We start from the raw sequence: 22,836 nt of genomic DNA on the forward strand, positions 1-22,836 counted from the left end.
ATGGAAAACATCGTCGTCGCCGATAAAGCCACTTCACAGATCAGCAACCTGCAGGGCAATTCCGTTCAACTCAGTGGGCCTGGCGTGGTGCAGATGCCCGTCTCGCCGTCCCAGGTCGCGTCGGTCAGCCGCAGCGGCCAGGACCTGACCATCAACCTGAAATCGGGCGAGCGCGTGCGCATCGGCAACTTCTTCACCGCCGATGCCGAGGGCAATCAGAGCGATGTCGTGTTCACCGGCGACGACGGTGTCATGTGGCAGGCCCAGTACAGCACCGAACCCTTCGACGGGTTCACCTTCAACGAAGTCGACTCGCTCGACGAGTTGCTGGCGAGCACCGACGTGATTTCCGCCAACCAGACCTTCGCCTTCGCCGGCCTTGGCCTGCTGGGCGCAGGGGGCGCAGCGGCAGCGGCCGGTGGGGGCGGCGGCGGCGGTGGCGGCGGTGGCGGCACGCCAACACCCGTCACGCCCACCGCACCGACCAACCTGGTCCTGTCCCCCGATGGCCTGTCGCTGAGCGGCACGGGCCTTCCGGGCGCGACGGTGAACGTGCGCGGCCCGGACGGCACCCTGCTGGGCAGCACGGTGGTCGGCGCTGACGGCAGCTTCACCGTGCCGCTCGGCACGCCACAGAACAATGGCCAGACGGTGATCGTCGACCAGACCGACCCGACCGGCGCGACCTCCGACCCTGTGGTCATCACCGCGCCGGATACCCAAGCGCCCGCCGCACCTGACAACCTCCAGCTGAGCGCCGACGGCCTGACCTTGACCGGCACGGGCGAACCGGGCGCCACCGTCACCGTACGCAGTGCCGATGGCAGCGTGCTGGGCAGTGCCGTGGTGGCTACCGACGGGACGTTCAGCATCGGCCTGAGCGCGCCTCAGCTCGACGGCCAGACCTTGACGGTCGATCAGACCGACGCTGCGGGGAACACGTCCACAGACGCGTCGCTGACCGCCGCCGACGTGACCGCGCCTGCAGCGCCGGCCAACCTGGCGGTCAGTGCCGATGGCCTGTCCCTGACCGGTACTGGCGAACCCGGCGCCACGGTCACCGTGCGTGGCGCCAACGGGGCCGTGCTCGGCACCGCCGTGGTTGGCGCCGACGGCACCTTCAGCGTGCCCCTGGGCAGCGCACAGACCAACGGCCAGACCCTCAGCGTCGAACAGACCGACGCCGCCGGCAACGTCTCCCCGACCGCCTCGGCCCTTGCACCCACGGGGGTCGATGCCCCTCCAGCACCCACGGCGCTGGCCCTCAGCGCCGATGGCCTGACCCTGACCGGGCGCGGCGAACCCGGGGACACCGTCACCGTTCGTGGTGCCAATGGTGCCCTGCTGGGCACCGCCGTGGTCGCCACCGACGGCACCTTCAGCGTGTCGCTGGGCAGTGCACAGCTCAACGGTGAAACCTTGAGCGTGGTTCAGGCCAACCCTGAAGGGCTCGTTTCGCCTTCGGCCACCTTCGTCGCCGCCGACGTCACCGCCCCCGCCGCGCCCACGGGCCTGCAAGTGGGCGCCGATGGCCTGACCCTGACCGGCACCGGCGAGCCTGGGGCCACGGTTACCGTGCGCGGCCCGGACGGCGCCGTGCTGGGCACCGCCGTGGTCGCGGCCAATGGCAGCTTCACCGTCACCCTGGGCAGTGCCCAGCTCGACGGCCAGGCCTTGACCGTCACCCAGACCGACGCGGCCGGCAACACGTCCGCCGGGGCCGTGGCGACCGCACCGACGAACGCGGACGCCCCACCAGCGCCTGCCGATCTGGCCTTGAGCGCCGACGGCCTGACCCTTACCGGGACGGGCCAACCGGGCAACACGGTCACCGTCCGCGCCGCCGACGGCAGCGTGCTCGGCACGGCGGTAGTGGGCGCAGACGGCACCTTCACCCTCACCCTGTCGACCGCTCAGCTCAACGGCGAAACCCTGTCCGCCGTGCAGACCAATGCAGCTGGCCTCACCTCCACCGCCACGCCCTACACCGCCGCCGACCTCACCGCCCCGCAGGCGCCGACCGACGTGCAAGTGGCCAACGATGGCCTGAGCCTCAGTGGCCGCGGTGAGCCGGGCGCCACCGTGACCGTGCGCAACGCCAATGGCGCGGTCCTGGGCACCGCCGTGGTCGCGGCAGACGGCACCTTCACCGTGGGCCTGGGCACCGCCCAGCTCGACGGTCAATCCCTGAGCGTCGTGCAGACCGACGCCGCCGGCAATGTGTCGCCCGTGGTCTCGGCCTTCGCCCCCATCGGGGCCGATGCCCCTGATGCCCCGACGAACCTGGCCCTGAGCACCGATGGCCTGACCCTGAGCGGTGTGGGCGCGCCCGGCAACACCGTCACGGTGCGCGGCGCCGATGGTGCGGTCCTCGGTACGGCCGTGGTCGGGGCCGACGGCACGTTCAGCGTGTCGCTGAGCAGTGCGCAACTCAACGGCGAAACCCTGTCCGCCGTGCAGACCAACGCCGACGGCGCGACGTCCCCTTCCGCAGCCTACACCGCAGCCGACGTGACCGCGCCGGAGGCACTCGCGGACCTGCAACTGGCCACCGACGGTGTGACGCTCACCGGCACCGGCGAACCCGGCGCCACGGTCAGCGTGCGCGACGCCTCGGGCAACCTGCTCGGCAGCGTCGTGGTGCAGGCCGATGGTACCTTCACGGTCACCCTGAGCGCCGCCCAATTGAATGGCCAGACCTTGTCGGTGGTACAGACCGACCGTGCTGGCAATGCATCGGTCTCGAGCGAGGTGGTGGCCGCCGACGTGACCGCGCCTGCAGCACCCGCCAACGTCTCGGTCGCCAACGACGGCCTCAGCCTGAGCGGGACGGGCGAGCCAGGCGCCACCGTCACCGTGCGCGATGCCACGGGCACGGTGCTCGGGACGGCGATCGTCGCAGCCGATGGCACCTTCACCGTCGGCCTGGGCACCGCACAACTCGAAGGCCAGGCACTGACCGTCGAGCAGCGCGATGCCGCCGGCAATGTGTCATCGACCGCCGCAGCCTTCGCGCCCATTGGCGCCGATGCGCCTGACGCCCCCACCGGCCTCTTGCTGAGCGCCGACGGCCTGACCTTGTCCGGCGTCGGGCAACCCGGCGCCACGGTCACCGTTCGCGGTGCCGACGGGAGCGTGCTGGGCACGGCCGTGGTCGGCGCAGATGGCACCTTCGCCGTCACCCTGACCACGGCGCAACTCAACGGCGAAACCCTGACGGCGGTCCAGGCCGACGCCAACGGCGCCACCTCCCCTTCGGCGTCCTACACGGCCGCCGACGTCACCGCCCCGGACGCGCCAAGCGCCCTGCAACTGGCGGCTGATGGCGCGACCCTCACCGGCACCGGCGAGCCTGGCGCCACCGTCAACGTCCGTGATGCCTCGGGCACCTTGCTCGGCAGTGCCATCGTGGGCGCTGACGGCACCTTCAGTGTCACCTTGAGCAGCGCGCAACTGAACGGCCAGACCCTGTCCGTGGATCAGGTCGATCGCGCCGGCAATGCCTCGACCGCCGCCGACGTACAGGCCCGGGACGTGACAGCGCCGCAGGCGCCGAGCGACGTCGCCGTGTCCAATGATGGCCTGAGCCTGAGCGGGGTCGGCGAACCCGGCGCTACCGTGACGGTGCGCGACGCCAACGGCGCGGTCCTGGGCACCGCCGTGGTCGCGGCAGACGGCACCTTCACCGTGGGCCTGGGCACCGCCCAGCTCGAAGGCCAGCTGTTGAGCGTCGAACAGACCGACGCGGCCGGCAACGTCTCCCCGGTCACGTCGGCGTTCGCACCGGTGGGCGCCGATGCCCCCGATGCCCCGACGAACCTGGCGCTCAGCGCCGATGGCCTGACGCTGTCCGGTGTCGGCCAACCGGGCGCCACGGTCACCGTGCGCAGCGCCAATGGCAACGTGCTGGGTACCGCCGTGGTCGGGGCCGACGGCACCTTCGCCGTCACCTTGACCACCGCGCAACTCGACGGCGAAACCCTGACGGCGGTCCAGGCCGACGCCGACGGCGCCACCTCCCCGTCGGCGTCCTACACCGCTGCCGACGTGACGGCACCGCAGGCACCGACCGACCTGAGCCTCAGTGGCAATGGGCTGACCGTGACCGGCACCGGTGAACCGGGCGCCACCGTCACCGTACGCGATGCGTCGGGCAGCGTGCTCGGCAATGCCGTGGTCGGTGCCGACGGCACGTTCAGCGTGACGCTGAGCAGCCCGCAACTGAACGGGCAGACCCTGTCCGTCGAACAGGCCGACCGGGCCGGCAATGTGTCGGCCAGCGTCGAACTGCCGGTCGCTGACGTGACCGCGCCCCAGGCGCCCGGCAACGTCGTGGTCGCCAACGATGGCCTGAGCCTGAGCGGTACCGGCGAGCCGGGCGCCACCGTCAGCGTCCGTGATGCCAACGGCGCCGTACTGGGCACCGCGGTGGTGGCTGCAGACGGTACCTTCACCGTGAACCTGGACGCTGCGCAACTCGACGGCCAGGCGCTGACGGTCGCCCAGACCGACGCGGCCGGCAACGTCTCGCCAGTGACCTCGGCCTTCGCGCCCATCGGCGCCGATGCGCCTGCCGCGCCTGCGGGGCTGACCCTGAGCGCCGACGGCCTGACCTTGTCCGGCACCGGCGAGGCCGGCAGCACCGTGACCGTGCGCGCCGCTGATGGCAGCGTGCTGGGCACCGCCGTGGTGGCCGCCGACGGCACCTTCGCCGTGACCCTCGCCGCGCCGCAGCTCAATGGCGAAACCCTGACCGCCGTGCAGGCCAACGCCGCAGGCACCTCGCCGTCGGCGTCCTACACCGCTGCCGACGTGACGGCGCCGGAGGCACCGGCCGACCTGGCCCTGAGTGGCGATGGCCTGACCGTGACCGGCACCGGCGAACCCGGCGCCACCGTCACCGTCCGTGGCGCCAATGGCAACGTGCTGGGCAGCGCGACGGTCGGCACCGATGGCACGTTCAGCGTCATCCTGAACAGCGCCCAGGTGGACGCGGTCACCCTGTCGGTCACCCAGGCCGATGCCGCTGGCAACGCCTCGCCTGCCAGTGAACTGGTCGTGGCCGACGTCACCGCCCCGGCCGCGCCGACTGCGCTGCAGGTGGCCACCGATGGCCTGAGCCTGAGCGGCCTGGGCGAGCCGGGCGCCACCGTGACCGTCCGTGATGCTGCCGGTGCCACCCTGGGCACCGCCGTGGTGGCCGCCGATGGCACCTTCACCGTCACCCTGGGCACCGCTCAGCTCGACGGCCAATCACTGTCCGTGGACCAGACCGATGCGGCCGGCAACGTCTCGCCGACGGCCTCGGCCTTCGCGCCGGTGGGTGCCGATGCGCCCGACGCGCCCACCGGCCTGGCGCTCAGCGCCGATGGCCTGACGCTCTCGGGCACCGGCGAGGCGGGTGACGCCATCACCGTCCGGGGTGCCGATGGGCAGGTCCTGGGCCGTGCCGTGGTGGGCGCCGATGGCCGCTTCAGCGTGACCCTCGGCAGCGCCCAGCTCAATGGCGAGACGCTGAGCGTGGTGCAGAGCACCCCGGAGGGTGCCAGCTCCCCGTCCACGGCCCTGGTCGCCGCCGACGTCACCGCGCCCTCAGCGGTGACCGGCCTGCAACTGGCCGACGACGGTCGGACCCTCAGCGGCACCGGCGAGCCGGGCGCGCGGGTAACCGTGCGTGATACGGCCGGTACGGTGCTGGGCGTGGCCACGGTCGCTGCCGACGGCACCTTCAGCGTGCCGCTCGGCAGCGTGCAGCAGAATGGCCAGGCCTTGTCCGTGGTCCAGGCCGACGCCGCTGGCAATGCCTCACCGGCAGCAGCGCTGACCGCGCCGGACGTCACGGCGCCCGTCGCGCCGAGTGCCCTGCAACTGGCAACCGATGGCGTGACCCTCACCGGCAGCGGCGAGCCTGGGGCGACCGTGAGCGTTCGCGACGCCCAAGGCACCTTGCTGGGCACGGGCCTGGTCGGTGCCGACGGTACCTTCAGCCTGACCCTCAATCGTCCGCAGCTGGATGGCCAGCGCCTGACCGTCCAGCAGGCCGACGCCGCTGGCAACCTGTCCTCGACCACCCCCCTGACCGTCGCCGACCTGACCGCGCCGAACGCACCGGCCGACCTGCGCGTGACCACCGATGGCCTGAGCCTGAGCGGCCGCGGCGAACCTGGCGCCACGGTCAACGTCCGCGCTGCCGACGGCACCCTGCTCGGCAGTGCCACGGTCGCGGCCAATGGCACCTTCACCGTCACCCTCACGGCGGCGCAACAGCAAGGCCAGCAGTTGAACGTCGAGCAAGTCGACGCGGCGGGCAACCTGTCGCCAAGCGCAGCGGCCTTCGCGCCCCAAGGCGCGCAAGCACCCGACGCCCCGACGGCCCTGGCCCTGAGCAGCAACGGCCTGATCCTGACCGGTACCGGCGTCGCTGGCGCCACGGTGACCGTGCGCAGTGTCGGTGGCGCCGTAGTGGGCACTGCGCTCGTGGGCGCCGATGGCACCTTCAGCGTCACCCTGACCACCGCGCAGCTCAATGGCGAGACCCTCGACGTGCGCCAGGCCACGGCCGGTGGCACCTCATCGTCCACTGCCCTGGTCGCTGCCGACGTGACCGCACCGGGCGCGCTCGATGACCTGGTGCTCGGCACGGATGGCCGCACCCTCACTGGCACCGGTGAGGCCGGCGCCACCGTCACCGCGCGCGCCGCCGATGGTCGCCTGCTCGGCAGCGCCCTGGTCGCCGCCGACGGCACCTTCACCCTGACGCTGAGCACACCGCAGCTCGACGGCCAGGCCTTGTCGTTGAGCCAGACCGACGCGGCCGGCAACGCTTCGCCCAGCGTGGTACTCGACGCACCGGACGTCACCGCTCCGGCAGCGCCGACCGACGCCGTGCTCAATGCCGAAGGCCGCGTGGTCAGCGGGCGTGGCGAGCCGGGTGCCACGGTCACGGTCCGGGCTGCCGATGGCACCGCCCTGGGCAGTGCCGTGGTCGCGGCCAATGGTGTGTTCGACGTCACGCTCGACGTGCCGCAACGCGCCGGTCAGCGCCTGACCCTCGAACAGACCGACGCCGCCGGCAACACCTCGGCGGTCATCGGCCTGACCGCTGCCGACACCACCGCGCCGGTGGCGCCGAGCAACCTGCAAGTGACCGCCGACGGCCTGAGCCTGACCGGTACCGGCGAGCCCGGTGCGCGCATCGAGGTGCGCAGCGCCGATGGCAGCCTGCTCGGCAGCGCCGTGGTCACGGCGAACGGCACCTTCACCGTCAGCTTGGGCGCTGCCCAGTTGGCCGGGCAGGTGCTGAGCGTGTCGCAGACCGATGCGGCGGGCAACCTTTCCCCGGCCGTCGCGGCCACCGCCCCCACAGGGGCCGATGCCCCGGCCGCACCCGCCGGCCTGCAACTGAGCCAGGATGGCCTGAGCGTGACCGGTACCGGCGAGGCCGGTGCCACCGTCACCGTGCGGGACGCCAATGGCGCCGTGCTGGGCACTGCCGTGGTCGGCGCCGATGGCGCCTTCACCCTGACGCTGGGCACCGCGCAGCTCGACGGCGAAGTGCTGCGTGTCACCCAGACCGCCGACGGTCAGACCTCGGCCTCGATCTCCCTGACCGCCCCTGACGTCACCGCCCCGGATGCACCGACCGGGCTGGCGCTCGGCGCCGATGGGCTGACGCTGACCGGGACAGGCGAACCAGGGGCGACGGTCACCGTGCGCGATGCCGAAGGCCGCTCCCTGGGCAGCGCCCAGGTCGCCGCCGATGGCAGCTTCCGCGTGACCCTGGACAGCCCGCAACTCAATGGTCAGACCCTCGACGTCGAGCAGGTCGACCGGGCTGGCAACCTGTCACCAACGACCCCATTGGCCAGCGCCGACGTCACGGCACCGATCGCCCCGACCGACCTGCGGGTCAGCACCGATGGCCTGACCCTGGACGGGCGCGGCGAAGCCGGTGCCACAGTCACCGTGCGTGGGCCGGACGGCACCGCGCTGGGCACTGCTCAGGTCGGCACCGATGGCACCTTCAGCGTCTCGCTGAACGCACCGCAACGGGCTGGCCAGGCCCTGACCGTCGAGCAGGCCGATGCCGCTGGCAACCTGTCGCCTGCCGCGACCGCCTACGCGCCCCAGGCGCCGGTCGATGGCCAGGCGCCCACTGCGCCCGGCAATCTGCAGATCAGCGCCGATGGCCTGACCCTGCGCGGCACCGGTGAAGCGGGCGCCACCGTCACCGTACGCGGTACGGATGGCGGCATCCTCGGCACCGCCGTGGTCGCGGCCAACGGCACCTTCAGCGTGCCGCTGGGCAGCGCTCAGCTCGATGGCCAGACCCTGGCCGTGGTGCAGACCGATGCCGCAGGCAACAGCTCACCGTCCAACGCCCTGAGCGTGCCGGACGTCAGCGCCCCGCTGGCGCCGGCTGGCCTGCAGGTGAGCGCTGACGGCCTGAGCCTGAACGGTACCGGCGAGGCCGGTGCCACGGTGATTGTGCGCAGCGCCGCGGGTGCCGTGCTCGGCACGGCGGTGGTGGCCGGCGACGGCACCTTCGTGGTCACCCTCAATGCCGCCCAGGTGGACGGCCAAGTCCTTGGCGTGACCCTGACCGACCGTGCCGGCAACGTGTCGCCGGCTACCGCGGCCACGGCACCGATCGGCGTCGACGCGCCGGAAGCACCGGGCGGCCTGCAACTCAGCGCCAACGGCCTGGCCCTCACCGGGACCGGCGAGGTCGGCGCCACCGTCACCGTGCGCGCTGCCGATGGCAGCGTGCTGGGCAGTGCCGTGGTCGCCGCCGACGGGACGTTCAGCGTGCCGCTGAGCGCGCCGCAACTCGACGGCCAGGCCCTGACCGTCGCCCAGGTCGATGCCCAGGGCAACACCTCGCCATCGGTCGAACTCGTCGTCGCCGACGTGACTGCACCCGTGGCGCCGGCCAGCCTGCAGGTGAGCAGCGACGGCACCACCTTGAACGGCACCGGCGAGGTCGGTGCCATCGTCACCGTGCGTGGTCCGAACGGGGCCGTGCTCGGGACCGCCGTGGTGGGCGACGACGGCACCTTCAGCGTGCCGCTGGCAACCGTGCAGACAGGCGGCCAGAGCCTGTCGGTGCAGCAGGCCGATGCCGCTGGCAACGTCTCGAGCAGCGTGCAGGCCACAGCGCCGGCCGGTGCCGGGGCACCGCCTGCGCCAGCCGGCCTGCAACTGAGCGACAACGGCCTGACCCTGACCGGTACCGGGGCGCCAGGCACCCTGGTCACGGTGCGCGGACCGACCGGTGCGACCCTCGGCACGGCTGCCGTGGCCGCCGACGGCTCCTTCGTGGTCAACCTCGGCAGCGCGCAGCTCAATGGCGAGCGCCTGACCGCCGTGCTGACCGATGCTGCCGGCAACCGTTCGCCGTCGGCCGACCTCACCGCGCCGGACGTCACCGCACCGGCAGCGCCTACCGATCTTTCCATCGACATCACCGGCCTGGCGCTGACCGGCGTCGGCGAGCCGGGTGCCCAAGTCACCGTACGCGCCGCCGATGGCAGCCCATTGGGCACCGCCCTGGTCGACGCCCAAGGGCGCTTCACGGTTGAGCTGAATACCCCGCAACTGGCAGGCCAGACGCTGTCGGTCGAACAGAGCGACCGTGCCGGTAACCTGTCCGGCACAGGCACTGCGACCGCCCCGTCCAGCCCGGATGCCCCAGACGCGCCCACCGGCCTGTTCCTCGGCACCACCGGCACGACCCTCAACGGCACCGGCCAGGCCGGTGCCACGGTCACCGTGCGCGATGCCGACGGCAACCTGCTCGGCAGCACCGTGGTGGCCGCCGATGGCACCTTCAGCGTGCCGCTGAACCAGGCCCAGCTCGACGGGCAGACCCTGACCGTGGTGCAGGACGACGGGGCAGGCAACGTCTCGCCGTCCACCACCGTGCAGGCCAACGATGTCACGGCGCCCGTGGCCGCCGCCGGCGTGCAGGTCAGCGCCGATGGCGTCACCCTGAGCGGTACCGGCGAAGTCGGCGCCAGCGTCGCCGTTCGTGGCCCGGGCGGCGTGCTGCTGGGCACCGCCGTGGTCGCGGCCGACGGCAGCTTCAGCGTGCCACTGGGTACGCCGCAGACCGATGGCCAGACCCTGTCGGTCACCCTGACCGACCCCGCCGGCAACGTGTCGCCGCGCATCACTGCCCAGGCGCCGGACGGTGCCCAGGCACCTGCCGCGCCGAGCGCCCTGCAACTGAGCGAAGACGGGCTGACCCTCAGCGGCACTGGCGCGGCCGGGACCACCGTCAGCGTGCGCGGCACCGACGGCATCCTGCTGGGCAGCGCCACGGTCGGCACCGATGGGCGCTTCAGCGTCGCCTTGGGCAGCGCCCAGCTCGATGGCGAAACCCTCAACGTGGTCCTGACCGATGCCGGTGGCAACGCTTCGCCGTCCGCTGCCGTGGTCGCCGCCGACAGCACCGCGCCGACCCTGCCGATCGACCTGCAAGTGGCCAGCGATGGCCTGAGCCTGACCGGCGCCGGCGAGGTCGGCGCCACGGTCACGGTGCGCGATGCCGACGGCACCGTGCTCGGCAGTGCCGTGGTGGCGGCCGACGGGCGCTTCGAGGTGCCTCTGGGCACCGCGCAACAGGAGGGCCAGACGCTGTCGGTCACGCTGACCGACCCTGCTGGCAATACGTCGGTGCCTGGCTCGGCCAGCGCACCGGCCGGTGCCGACGCGCCTGCCGCACCTGACGCCTTGCAATTGAACCTGGCCGGCACCGCCTTGAGCGGGACCGGTGTCGCTGGCGCCACGGTCACCGTGCGCGCCGCCGATGGCACCGTGCTGGGCACTGCCACGGTGGCTGGCGACGGTACGTTCCGTGTCGACCTGGCCTCGCCACAGCTGGACGGCGAAGTCCTCAGCGTGACCCAGGCCACGGCCGACGGCACCTCGCCGTCGGTGCCGTTCACCAGTTCCGACGTCACCCCGCCGGCCGCGCCGACCGACCTGGTCTTCAACGATGACGGCACGCGTCTCACGGGCAGCGCCGAAGCCGGTGCCACCGTGCAGGTGCGCGGGCTGGGCAACAGCGTGCTGGGTACGGCGGTCGCCGGTGCCGATGGCAACTTCACCCTGGTCCTGTCGCCGGCCCTGAACCCTGGCCAGACCGTCTCGGTGGTCGCCACCGACACCGCCGGCAATGCCTCGACGCCTGCGCCGGTCACCGCCCCTGGCACCCCGACCGACACCGTCGCCCCGGACGCCGCCGTGAACGTGGCGATCAACGCCAGCGGCAACCTGATCACCGGCAGCGGCGAGATCGGTACCCTGGTCACCGTCACCAACGGTGCAGGCGTGCTGCTCGGCACCTCCGTCGTCGGCAGCGATGGCGCCTTCGCCGTGGTGCTGACGCCGGCCCAGGACATCGGCCAGCCCTTGAGCGTCACCCTGACCGACCTGGCCGGCAACGTCTCGACCGCCACTGCCCTGCTGGCGCCCAACCTGATCCAACCGCAAGCGCCGGCCGACCTGGCGGTGTCTGCGGACGGCGCCTTCCTCACCGGCCGTGCCACGCCAGGCCTGCGCATCTTCGTGCGCAGCTTCGCCGGGCGCCTGCTCGGCTCGGCGGTGACCGCCGTGGATGGCACCTTCGTAGTCAGCCTCTCGCCCGGCCAGACCGACGGCCAGGCCCTCGACGTCACGGCCGTCGATGCACGGGGCAACGTCGCCCCGGCCGAAACCCTCACCGCACCTGACACCACGCCACCGTCAGCGGTCACTGCCCTGGTGATCAGCCCTGATGGCGGCAGCCTGGCCGGCAAGGGCCAGGCCGGTGCCGCGGTCACCGTGCGCGATCAGGCCGGGATCACCCTGGGCACCGGTGTCGTGGATGACACGGGCAGCTTCCTGGTCGCCCTTGCGCCACCCTTGGCCGAGGGCCAGGCCGTGACGGTGGTGCAGGTCGATACCTCGGGCCTGCCGTCCGACGAGGCCCCGGCCGAAGCGCCGAGCGCCGATGCGCCGACCCCGGCCACGGGCGTGGCCATCGACGCCCAGGGCACCACCGTCACCGGCACCGGTACCGTTGGCAGCACGGTGGAAGTGCGTGACGCTGCGGGCAACGTGCTCGGCAGTGCGGTGGTGGGCGACGACGGCACCTTCAGCGTGCCGATCGCCACGCCACAGACCAACGGCCAGGCCCTCGATGTCGTCGTGCTGAACCCCGTCGGCGAATCGCTGCCGACGCCGATCACCGCCACCGACAGCACGCCACCGGCGCCGGCCGATACCCTGGTCGTCAACCCCAACGGCCTGGTGCTGTCCGGGCAGGGCGAAGCCGGGGCGACGGTCACCGTGCGCGGTGCCGATGGCGCCGTCATCGCCACGGGCGACGTCGGGCCGACCGGCAGCTTCTCGATCACCCTGCCCGTGGCGCAGAACCAGGGCGAACGCCTGGAAGTGACGCTCACCGACGCCAGCGGCAATGCGTCGACGCCTGCGCCGGTCGATGCGCCCAATGTACTCAACCCGCTGTTGCCAGGCGGCGTGACCCTCGATGTCGGCGGCACGCAACTGAGCGGCATCGGTCAGGCCGGCTCGACCATCACCGTCCGCGACGCTGACGGCGCGGTGCTCGGCAGCGCCACGGTCGGTGCCGACGGCGTCTTCACGGTGCCGCTGAACACGCCTCAGACCAACGGCGAATCGCTGTCGGTGGTCGGCACCTCGCCGGCCGGCCAGAGCAGCGACCCGGTCAACCTGGTGGCACCGGACACGACGATACCCGCACCGGTCACCGACCTCGTCGTCGAGGCATCCGGTGATCAGCTCAGTGGCACGGGCGAGCCGGGTGCTCAGGTCGTGGTGCGCGATGACAGCGGTGCCGTGGTCGGCACCACCACCGTGGCCGCCGACGGCAGCTTCGTCGTGCCCCTGACCGCGGCACCGGCAGCAGGCCAACCGCTGCAGGTGGTGCAGATCGACCCGGCCGGCAACCGCTCCGAGCCGGTCCTGGCCGTGGCGGCCGACACCACGCCGCCTGAGGCGCTGGTGGACGTCGCCATCTCCGCGGATGGCTCGATCGCCTCGGGCACCGGTGAAGTCGGCGCGCGCGTCGAGGTTTTCGACACCGATGGCCAGCGCGTGGGCACTGGCCAGGTGGGCGACAACGGTCGCTTCCAGATCACTCTGACGCCTGCCCAGGCCAATGGCCAGGCGCTGGTCCTCACCCAGACCGACGCGGCCGGCAACGTCTCGCCGGACGCCACCGTCACCGCACCGGACATCCAGGCGCCGGAGGTCGTCACCGACCTGCTGCTGGCCGACGATGGCCTGGGCCTGACCGGCGCCGGCGAGCCTGGCGCCACCGTGCAGGTGCGCGATGCCAGCGGCGCGATCATCGGCACCGGCACGGTCGAGGCCGACGGCCGCTTCGCGCTGACCCTGGACACCGCGCAGCTCGACGGCCAGGCCTTGAGCGTGACGCAGGTCGATGCCAGCGACAACGTCTCGCCCAGCGTGCCGTTGCAGGCGCGCGACATCACCCCACCGGAGCCGGTGCAGAACCTGGCCGTGTCGGCCAATGGCGCGACCTTGACCGGGACCGGCGAAGCCGGTGCGCGGGTCGCCGTCACTGGCGCCAATGGCGCCGCCCTGGGCAGTGCCATCGTCGCTGCCGACGGTCGCTTCAGCCTCGCCCTGGACACGGCCCAGGTCAGCGGCCAGACCCTGACCGTGGTGCAGACCGATGCCGCCGACAATGTCTCGCCATCCGCGGACGTCGACGCACCGGTGGTGCTGCTGGCCCAACCGTCTGCCCTGCTCCTCGATGCCACCGGCACCGTGCTCAGCGGCAACGCGGCGGCGGGCGCCACGGTCGAGGTGCGCAGTGCCGACGGCACCCTGCTCGGCCGCGACACCGCTGCGGCCGACGGCACCTTCGACGTCACCTTGAGCGCCCCGCAACTGGACGGCGAGACGCTGCAAGTCGTGGCCATCGACGGTGCACGCACGTCTCTGCCCGTGAACCTGGTGGCGGAGGACCTCACCCCGCCGGCACCCGTCACCGCCCTGCAGATCAGCGCCGATGGGACGACGGTGTCCGGTAATGGCGATCCGGGCAGCCTGGTCACCGTCACCCGTGGCGACGTGACGCTGGGCACCGCCACGGTCGATGACAATGGCGTGTTCGTGGTCACCCTCGATCCCCCGGCGGTCACTGGCGATGCCTTGTCGGTCGTCGCCAGCGACGAAGCCGGTAACGATGCACCGGGCGTTGCCCTGGACGGCCCACTGGGCACGGAACTGGCACCCCCGACGAACCTGCAACTGTCCGCCGACGGCGTGACCCTCACCGGCAGCGCGACGGCCGGCGGCACGGTGACCGTGCTCGGGCTGGGCGGCGTGGTGCTCGGCACCTCGGCGGTGGTCGGTGCCGACGGCACTTTCAGCCTCACCCTGAGCCCTGCACAGACCAACGGCCAGACGCTCAACGCCAGCGTCACCCTTGGCGATCAGACCTCGGTCTCGACCGCGCTGGTCGCGGCCGACACCACGGCCCCTGAAGCGCCCATCATCACCGTGGTGGCCGCCGATGGCAGCGCGATCAGCGGGCGTGGCGAAGCCGGCGCCTCGGTGCGTGTCACCGATGCCAACGGCACCCTGCTCGGCACGGCCACGGTCAGCCCGGCCGGCGTCTTCACCGTCACGCTGGCCCCTGCCCAGGCCAATGGCCAGGCCTTGACGCTGACGCAGACCGACGCCGCCGGCAACGTGTCGGCCGGCGTCAACCAGACCGCACCGGACATCCAGCCACCGGCCGCACCGACCGAGGTCGTGCTGAACGCTGCTGGCACCGTGGTCAGCGGGCGTGGCGAGGCCGGCGCCAGCGTCCAGGTACGCAACGCCGACGGCAGCCTGCTGGCCGAAGGCGTGGTCGATGCCAGCGGCGCCTTCCGCGTGACCTTGCCGGCCCCGCAATTGACCGGCGCCGCCTTGCGTGTCGAACTGACCGATGCCGCCGACAACACCTCGACTGCCACCACCCTGCTCACCCCCGACCGGACACCACCGGCGGCGGTCACCGACCTGTCGGTCAGCGGCGACGGCAGCGTGCTGGTCGGGCGCGGTGAAGCCGGGGCCCGGGTCGAAGTGCGTGACGCCAGTGGCACCCTGCTGGGCACTGCCACCGTCGCCGACAGTGGCGACTTCTCGGTCCGTCTCGCACCGGCACCGGCCAACGGCCAGACGGTCGAGGTGGTCCAGGTCGATGCGGCTGGCAACGTCTCCGTCGATGCCCTGGTCAACGCGCCGGACATCAGCGCACCGGCCGCCTTGACCAATGTGGTCATCAACGGTGACGGGCAGATCGTCACCGGCAAGGGCGAACCGGGGGCGACGGTGTTCGTGCGTGGTCTGGACGGCACCGAGCTGGGCTCGGCGCTGGTCACTGCCAATGGCTCGTTCAGCGTCACCTTGAACCCGGCGCAGATCAACGCCGAGCCGTTGACCATCAACCAAGAGGATCCACCCGGCAACGAAGGGCCGGCCATCGACCTGATCGCGCCGGACCTGACGCCACCGGCCGCGCCCAGCGAACTGGCCCTCAGCGTCAACGGCCTGCAGTTCAGCGGCAGTGCCGAAGCCGGCAGCACCGTCACCGTCAGCGCGTTCGACGGGCGCGTCCTGGGCCGCACGGTGGTCAATGCCACGGGCCGGTTCCAGCTCACCCTGGAGCAGGCGCAGCTCGATGGCCAGGTCCTGAGCGTGACGGCGCGCGATGCCGCCGGCAACGTCTCGCCATCGAGCCTGTTGACCGCTGTCGACCTCACGCCGCCAGGCATTCCGATGGACCTGTCGGTGTCGGTGGACGGCAGCACCCTCAGCGGTTTGGGCGAACCTGGCGCGCTGATCAGCGTGAGCAGTGCCTCGGGCGTGCCTTCGGGCAGCGCCACCGTCACCGCCAATGGCACCTTCAACATCCCGCTGATACCGCCGGTACTGGCCGGCACGGTGCTGAGCGTGACGCAGAGCGACGCGGCCGGCAACGTCTCCGGCCCCGTGGTGATCACCGCGCCGGGCGAACTGGCGCCGGATACGCCGAGCGACCTGGCCCTGAGCAGCAACGGCCTGGTGCTGACCGGGACCGGCACGCCGGGGTCGAGCATCGCCGTGCATGCGCTCGACGGCCAGTTGCTCGGCGTGGCCCAGGTCAACCCGGATGGCAGTTTCCGGGTGAACCTGACCACGGCCCAGCTCAATGGTGAGGTGCTCACCGTCAACGCCAGCAACGCCGACGGCATCAACTCGGGCCCCAACCAGTTGATCGCCGCCGACGTCACGCCACCGGCCGCCTTGACCGACTATCAATTGTCCCTCGATGGCCTGACCGTGATCGGGCGTGGCGAAACCGGAGCCCGCGTCATCGTCAGCGATGCCAACGGCCAGGACCTCGGCACCGCCGTGGTCGGGGCCGACGGGCGCTTCAGCGTCACGCTCGACAGCGCGCAACTCAACGGGCAGACCCTGAGCCTGACCCAGACCGACGGCGCCGGCAACGAGTCGGCCGCCGTCACGTTGGTCGCCGCCGATCGTCAGGCGCCGCTGGCGGCGACCGCCGTGGTGATCGACCAGACCGGCACGCTGGTCACAGGGGTCGGTGAAGCAGGCAGCACGGTGAGGGTCACCAACGCCGCCGGCCTGGTGCTGGGCACCGGCGTGGTGCGGGTCGATGGCACCTTCGCCGTCACCCTAACCCCGCCACAGACCAACGGCCAGGCCCTGGACGTGACCCTGGCCGATGCGGCCGGCAACGTCTCGCCGATCACTGCAGCCACGGCCATCGACACCACCGCTCCGCTGGCGCTGAGCAACCTGGCGTTCACGGGCACCGGCACCAGCATCACCGGGCGCGGCGAAGCCGGGGCCGTGGTCACGGCGCGCAACGCGGCAGGCGCCAGCCTGGGCACCGTGGTGGTCGGCGCGACCGGCGCCTTCACCCTGGTGCTCACGACGCCGCAGGCCAATGGCGAGGCCGTCACCCTGGTGCAGGCCGATGCCAGCGGCAACGTCTCGCCGGTGTCGAACCTGGTGGCACCGGACATCACCGCGCCCCTGGCGCTGCAGAACGTGGTCATCAACCCGGCCGGCAGCGTGGTCAGCGGCACCGGCGAGGTAGGCGCGCAGGTCACCGTGCGCGGTGCCACCGGTACCCTGCTCGGCAGCGGCACGGTGCAGGCCGATGGCAGCTTCGCCATCACCCTGAACACGCCGCAGATCAACCTGCAGGCCTTGACCGTGCAGCAGGCCGATGGTCAGGGCAACCTGAGCCCGGTCACCGCCCTCACCGCCCCGGACCTGACGCCGCCGGCCGCTGCCGTCAACCTGGTGGTCGCCGGCAACGGCACCACCCTGACCGGCAGCGCCGAAGCCGGTGCGCAGGTGCGCGTCAGCCGGGTCGGTGGCGAGGTCATCGACACGGTGACGGTCGGCCCCAACGGCACCTTCAGCGTCACCCTCACCCCGGCCCTGGTCAACGGCGAAGCGCTCGCGGTCGTGGTCATCGACCCGGCAGGCAACCTTTCGCCGATCAGCAACCTGACGGCGCCCGACCTCACCGCCCCAGAGGCGGTGACGGGCCTGGCCATCAACCTGGCCGGTACCCAACTGTCGGGCCTCGGCGAGCCGGGCGCCACCGTCGAGGTGTTCCTGGGCGCCACGCGCCTGGGCACCTCGACGGTCGATGCCAACGGCAACTTCACCGTGACCCTGAGCCCTGCGCAGGTCAACGGTCAGCTGCTGAGCGTGGTGCAGGCCGATGCGGCAGGCAACCTCGCCGCCGCAGTCAACCTCGCCGCGCCCGACACCACGCCGCCGGCAGTGCCGACCAACCTCGCGCTGGCGGCCAATGGCCTGGCCGTGACCGGTTCCGGCGAAGTCGGTGCACGGGTGCAGGTCACGGGGGCCGACCAGACGGTCCTGGGCGTGGCCCAGGTCGGTACCGACGGGCGCTTCAGCGTCACCTTGTCGAGCGTGCAGGCCAACGGTCAGACCCTGACCGTGCGCCAGGTCGATGCGGCGGGCAACAGCTCGCCGACGGTGGCCTTGCAGGCGCCCGACACCACCGCGCCGATCGCCGTCGCCGACCTGACGCTGAGCGTCAACGGCCTGGTGCTGTCCGGCACGGGTGAGGCTGGCGCCACGGTCCGTGTGAACGGCGTCGGTGGTGTGCTGGGGACGGCCACGGTGGGCGGCGACGGGACCTTCGCGGTCACCCTGAGCAGCCCGCAGCTCAACGGCCAAGCCTTGTCCCTCGTGCAGGTCGATGCGGCCGGCAACGTGTCGCCATCGGCTACGTTGACCGCCCGCGACGTCACGCCACCTGGCGTGCCGGTGATCGAGACGAGCGAAGTCGGCTTCCTGATCGGCACGGCCGAAGCCGGTGCCCGTGTCACCGTGGCCACGGCCAGTGGCGCGGTGGTGGGTACCGCCGTGGTCGAGGTCAACGGCAGCTTCGCGGTGATCTACACCACGCCGCAGGACACCGGGGCGCCCCTGACCATCACGGTCCGCGACGCCGCCAATAACGTCTCCACGCCGCTGGTGATCACCTCGCCCGACGTCACACCGCCGCTGCCAGTGACCGACCTGTCGCTCAATGCGGGCTTCAATCAACTGTTCGGTCGTGGCGAAGCCGGGGCCACGGTGACGGTCCGCATCGGTAACGGTACGGCGCTCGGCTCCGCGGTGGTCGGTGCCGACGGGACCTTCGTGGTGACCTTGTCGCCTGCGGCGTCGTTCCTGCAGGTGCTCAACGTGACGCAGGTCGATGCGTCGAACAACCCTTCGTCCGTGGCGACCATCACCGTACCGCTGGTGCTGCCACCGGAAACACCGACCAACCTGGTCCTGGACCCGGCAGGCACCACGCTGACGGGACGTGCCACCGCAAACGTGCGGATCGACGTGTTCGGGGCCGATCGCACCACCTTGCTCGGCTCCACCACGGTGGCCGAAAACGGCACCTTCAGCGTGCAGTTGAGCGCGCCACAGACCAACGGCCAGAGCCTGACGGTGACCGCCAACATCGCGTTGGTGGGCCCTTCCCTGCCGGCCATCGTCATCGCCGCCGACACCACCCCACCGGTGGCCCTGACCAACCTGGCGCTCAACGGCGCAGGCACCACCGTCACCGGCAGCGGCGAAGCCGGCGCCACGGCGGTCATCAGCAACGCGGCCGGGGTGGAACTGGGCCGCGCGGTGGTCGGTGCCAACGGCCTCTTCAGTGTGACCCTGAGCAGCGCGCAAACCAACGGCCAGGTGCTGAGCGCCGTGCAGATCGATGGCGGTGCCAACCGCTCGCCGGTGGTGCAGCTCACCGCCGCCGACACCACGGCACCGGTGCTGGCCACCAACCTGGCGCTCAACGCAGCCGGTACTCGCCTGACCGGGACCGGCGAGGCCGGCGCGGTGGTACGGGTCACCAGCGGCACCACGCTGCTGGGCCTGGGCACGGTCGCGGCCGATGGCACCTTCGCCATCACCCTGACGCCGCCGCAGACCAATGGCCAATCCCTGGGCGTGACCCTGACCGACGCGGCCGCCAACGTCTCCGGTGTGGCGACCTTGATCGCTGCGGACACCACCCCACCGGTCGCGCCAGGCAACCTGGCGCTGGTCGGCAACGGCCTGCAACTGAACGGCACCGGTGAAGCGGGCGCGATCGTCTCGGTCAGCACGGCGGCCGGCGCGGCGCTGGGCAGCGCCCGGGTCGGCGCCGATGGCAACTTCAGCGTGCTGCTGGCCAGCCCGCAGACCAACGGCCAGGTGCTGACCGTGCGCCAGGCCGATGCGGCGGGCAACCTGTCGCCTGCGGTCACCACCACGGCGGGCGACACCACGCCACCGGCCCTGGCCGGCAACCTGGCCGTCACCGGCAATGGCGTCACCCTGAGCGGGACCGGCGAGATCGGCGCGCAGGTGACGGTGACCAACGCCGCCGGGCAGACCCTGGGCACCGCGACGGTCGGCGCCACGGGCCAGTTCAGCGTCACCCTGTCGCCGCCTCAGCTCGATGGCCAGTTGCTCAACGTGCGCCTGACCGATGCCGCGCAGAACGTCTCGGCCCCCGCCGTGATCACCGCGCCGGACACCACCCCACCGGTGGCACCGGCCAGCGCCACGGTCAATGCCCTGGGCACCCTGGTCAGCGGCACCGGCATCGCCGGCGACCGTATCGTGGTCAAGAACGGCGCCACCGACCTGGGCACGGCCGTGGTGGCCGCCAATGGCAGCTGGTCGTTGGTGCTGAACCCACCGCTGACCAACTTCCAGGCCCTGACGCTGACCCAGCTGGACGCGGCCGGCAACGTCTCGCCTGCCCTGGTCGTCAACGCGCCGGACACGACGCCTCCAGTGGCCGCCAGCGGGCTGCAACTGAGCACCGACGGCCTGACCCTGTCCGGGGCCGCGGAAGTCGGAGCCACGGTCAGCGTGCGTGGCCTGGGCGGCACAGTGCTGGGCACGGCGGTGGCGCAGGCCAACGGCAGCTTCAGCGTCGGCCTGCGCGCCGCGCAGATCAACGGTGAGACCCTGACCGTGGTGGTCACCGATGGGCGCGGCAACGTTTCGCCGGCCGCGACCCTGGTGGCGCCGGACATCGACGCCGACCGTCCGGTGGTGGCCAGCGACAACCTGACCACCGCCACGGTGACCCTGGCGCCGGTGACCTCGGTGAGCAACCAGGCCGAGACCTTCCCGACGGTGATCGGCCTGGGCTTCACCCACACCTTCAACTTCACCGTGGCCGCCGGCACCACCGCCAGGCCGACGCTGACCCTGACCAACGCCGGGGTACTCGACCTGAGCACCCAGGCGACCTACAACCTGCAGGTCAAGGATGCCAGTGGGGTCTGGCAGACCATCGGCACCACCGGCAGCGGCGGCCTGCTAGACCTGCAACTGCTCAGCGGCACCGGCGTGCGCATCAGCGCCGGTACCCTGCAGGCCGGCGAGTACCGCCTCAACTTCGTCAGCAACAGCGTCAGCGTGATCACCAACATCGACTCCAACCTGCGCCTGGACGTCACCAGCCTGACCCAGTTCCAGGGCACGGCCGGTGCGGCGATCACCGGCAACGTGATCACCGACCTGGGTACCGATGGCACGGCCGACATCACCGGCCCGGACAACGGCGCGGTGCTGCGCGTGCAGAGCGGCAGCACCTACGTCAACGCCGGGACCGGTACGGTGGTGCAAGGCCTGTACGGCACCCTGACCCTCGATGGTCAGGGCAACTACAGCTACCGCGCCACCGGCACGGCCAGCAGTGTCGGCAAGGTCGATGTGTTCAACTACCAGCTGGTGCACCCGAACGGCCTGTCCGACACCGCGACGCTCTATGTGCGGATCGACAGCCCGCAGGCGGTCGAAGTCTGGAACAACGCCAACCTGGCGGCTCCGGCCGTGGTGGTCGACGCCACCAACGACGTGACCAGCACCAGCATCAGCCTGGCCAACCTGGAAACCACCACCACGACCAACCTGGGGACGGTCACCTCGGTCGCGCTCACCGGCGGTTCAGGGCAGTACGGCTTCACCGTCAGCCCCAACACCGTCAGTGACCTGACCTTGACCCTGTCGTCCACCAGCCTGGCGTCGCTGGCCGGCTCGCTCAACCTGAGCCTGTCCAAGCTCAACACGGCCACTGGGCAGTACGTGCTGGTCAAGAGCTGGAACGGCGCGGCACTGGTGACCCTGGGCGGCGGTGCCCGCGGCGTGGTCATCGATGACCAGACGCCGGGCACCTACCGGGTCAACGTCAGCGTGGGCGGCCTGGCGGTGCTGACCAGCCTCAACGTCAGCCTCACCAACGTGGCCACCTACACCAACCAGTTCGTGGTCGGCAGCTACACGCCGGTGACCGGCAACCTGCTCACCGACACCGCCGGTGGCGGCGCCGACGTGCTCGGGTCGGCCTTTACCACGCTGTCGGTGCTGGCAGCCGCCAACACCTACGTGCAGCCGGGCTACAACGGCACCAGCATCGCCGGGACCTACGGCACCTTGCTAGTCAAGGCCGACGGCGGCTATGCCTACACCTTGAACGCCGGGCTCAGCTCGACGGTGATCGGCCAGACGGACACCTTCACCTACCGCCTGACACACCCCAACGGCACCAGCGACACCGCCACCCTGACGGTCGGGCTGAACCAGGCCGGTGCAGTGGCGGCGCGCATGGCCCTGGCCAGCGTCGAAAGCGACGACACCGCCCTGCATGCGCTGGCGGCGTCCGACGCGCACACGCTGCTGGGGACCGACGGCAACGACACGCTCGACGGCAGCCAGGGCGGCGCGATCACGCTCAGTGGTGGCGACGGTGACGACACCTTGATCATCAGCGACCTGAACTTCGTCTCGGTCGATGGCGGCGCCGGTACCGACACCCTGCTCTGGGCCGGTGGCGATGCGGCGATCGACCTGGGCGAACTGCAGGACCGCCTGAGTCACATCGAGGTCATCGACCTGAACGACACCAGCGCCGTGGACCTCACGGTCAGCCTGGCCGACCTGGTGTCGATCACCGACAGCGACGCGGGCACCCTGCTGATCAAGGGCAACGATCAGGACAGCGTGCACCTGTCTGGCGACTGGAAGGCAGATGGCCTACAGGTTGCTGAAGGTCTGACCTACACTCAATACACACCACAGGAGGATCCGACTCACCAACTCTGGGTACAGAACGGCATACACGTGGTTTGACACAAGGACGGCGTCGCACGCCAGACCGGGGGCCACCCCGGCCTGGCGCGCTGCGTCAGTATTATCAGTAAGGGAATAATGTGATCTCAGCCTATGCCG

General features: G+C 71.5%; 1 protein-coding gene. It reads left to right on the top strand.

Going from position 1 to position 22,836, the window contains the following annotated elements; all coding sequences use genetic code 11:
* Positions 1 to 22,737, top strand: coding sequence for a BapA/Bap/LapF family large adhesin (locus G7Z99_RS11165; protein WP_181093764.1), 22,737 nt, complete (start codon positions 1 to 3; stop codon positions 22,735 to 22,737).
* Positions 22,738 to 22,836 lie beyond the last annotated feature (99 nt).

This window comes from Pseudomonas entomophila, from assembly GCF_013523165.1.
GTDB classification, from domain to species: domain Bacteria; phylum Pseudomonadota; class Gammaproteobacteria; order Pseudomonadales; family Pseudomonadaceae; genus Aquipseudomonas; species Aquipseudomonas entomophila_A.

Coding starts and splice junctions, on each gene's coding strand:
- G7Z99_RS11165 (WP_181093764.1), top strand. CDS start 1: ATGGAAAACATCGTCGTCGCCGATAAAGCCACTTCACAGATCAGCAAC.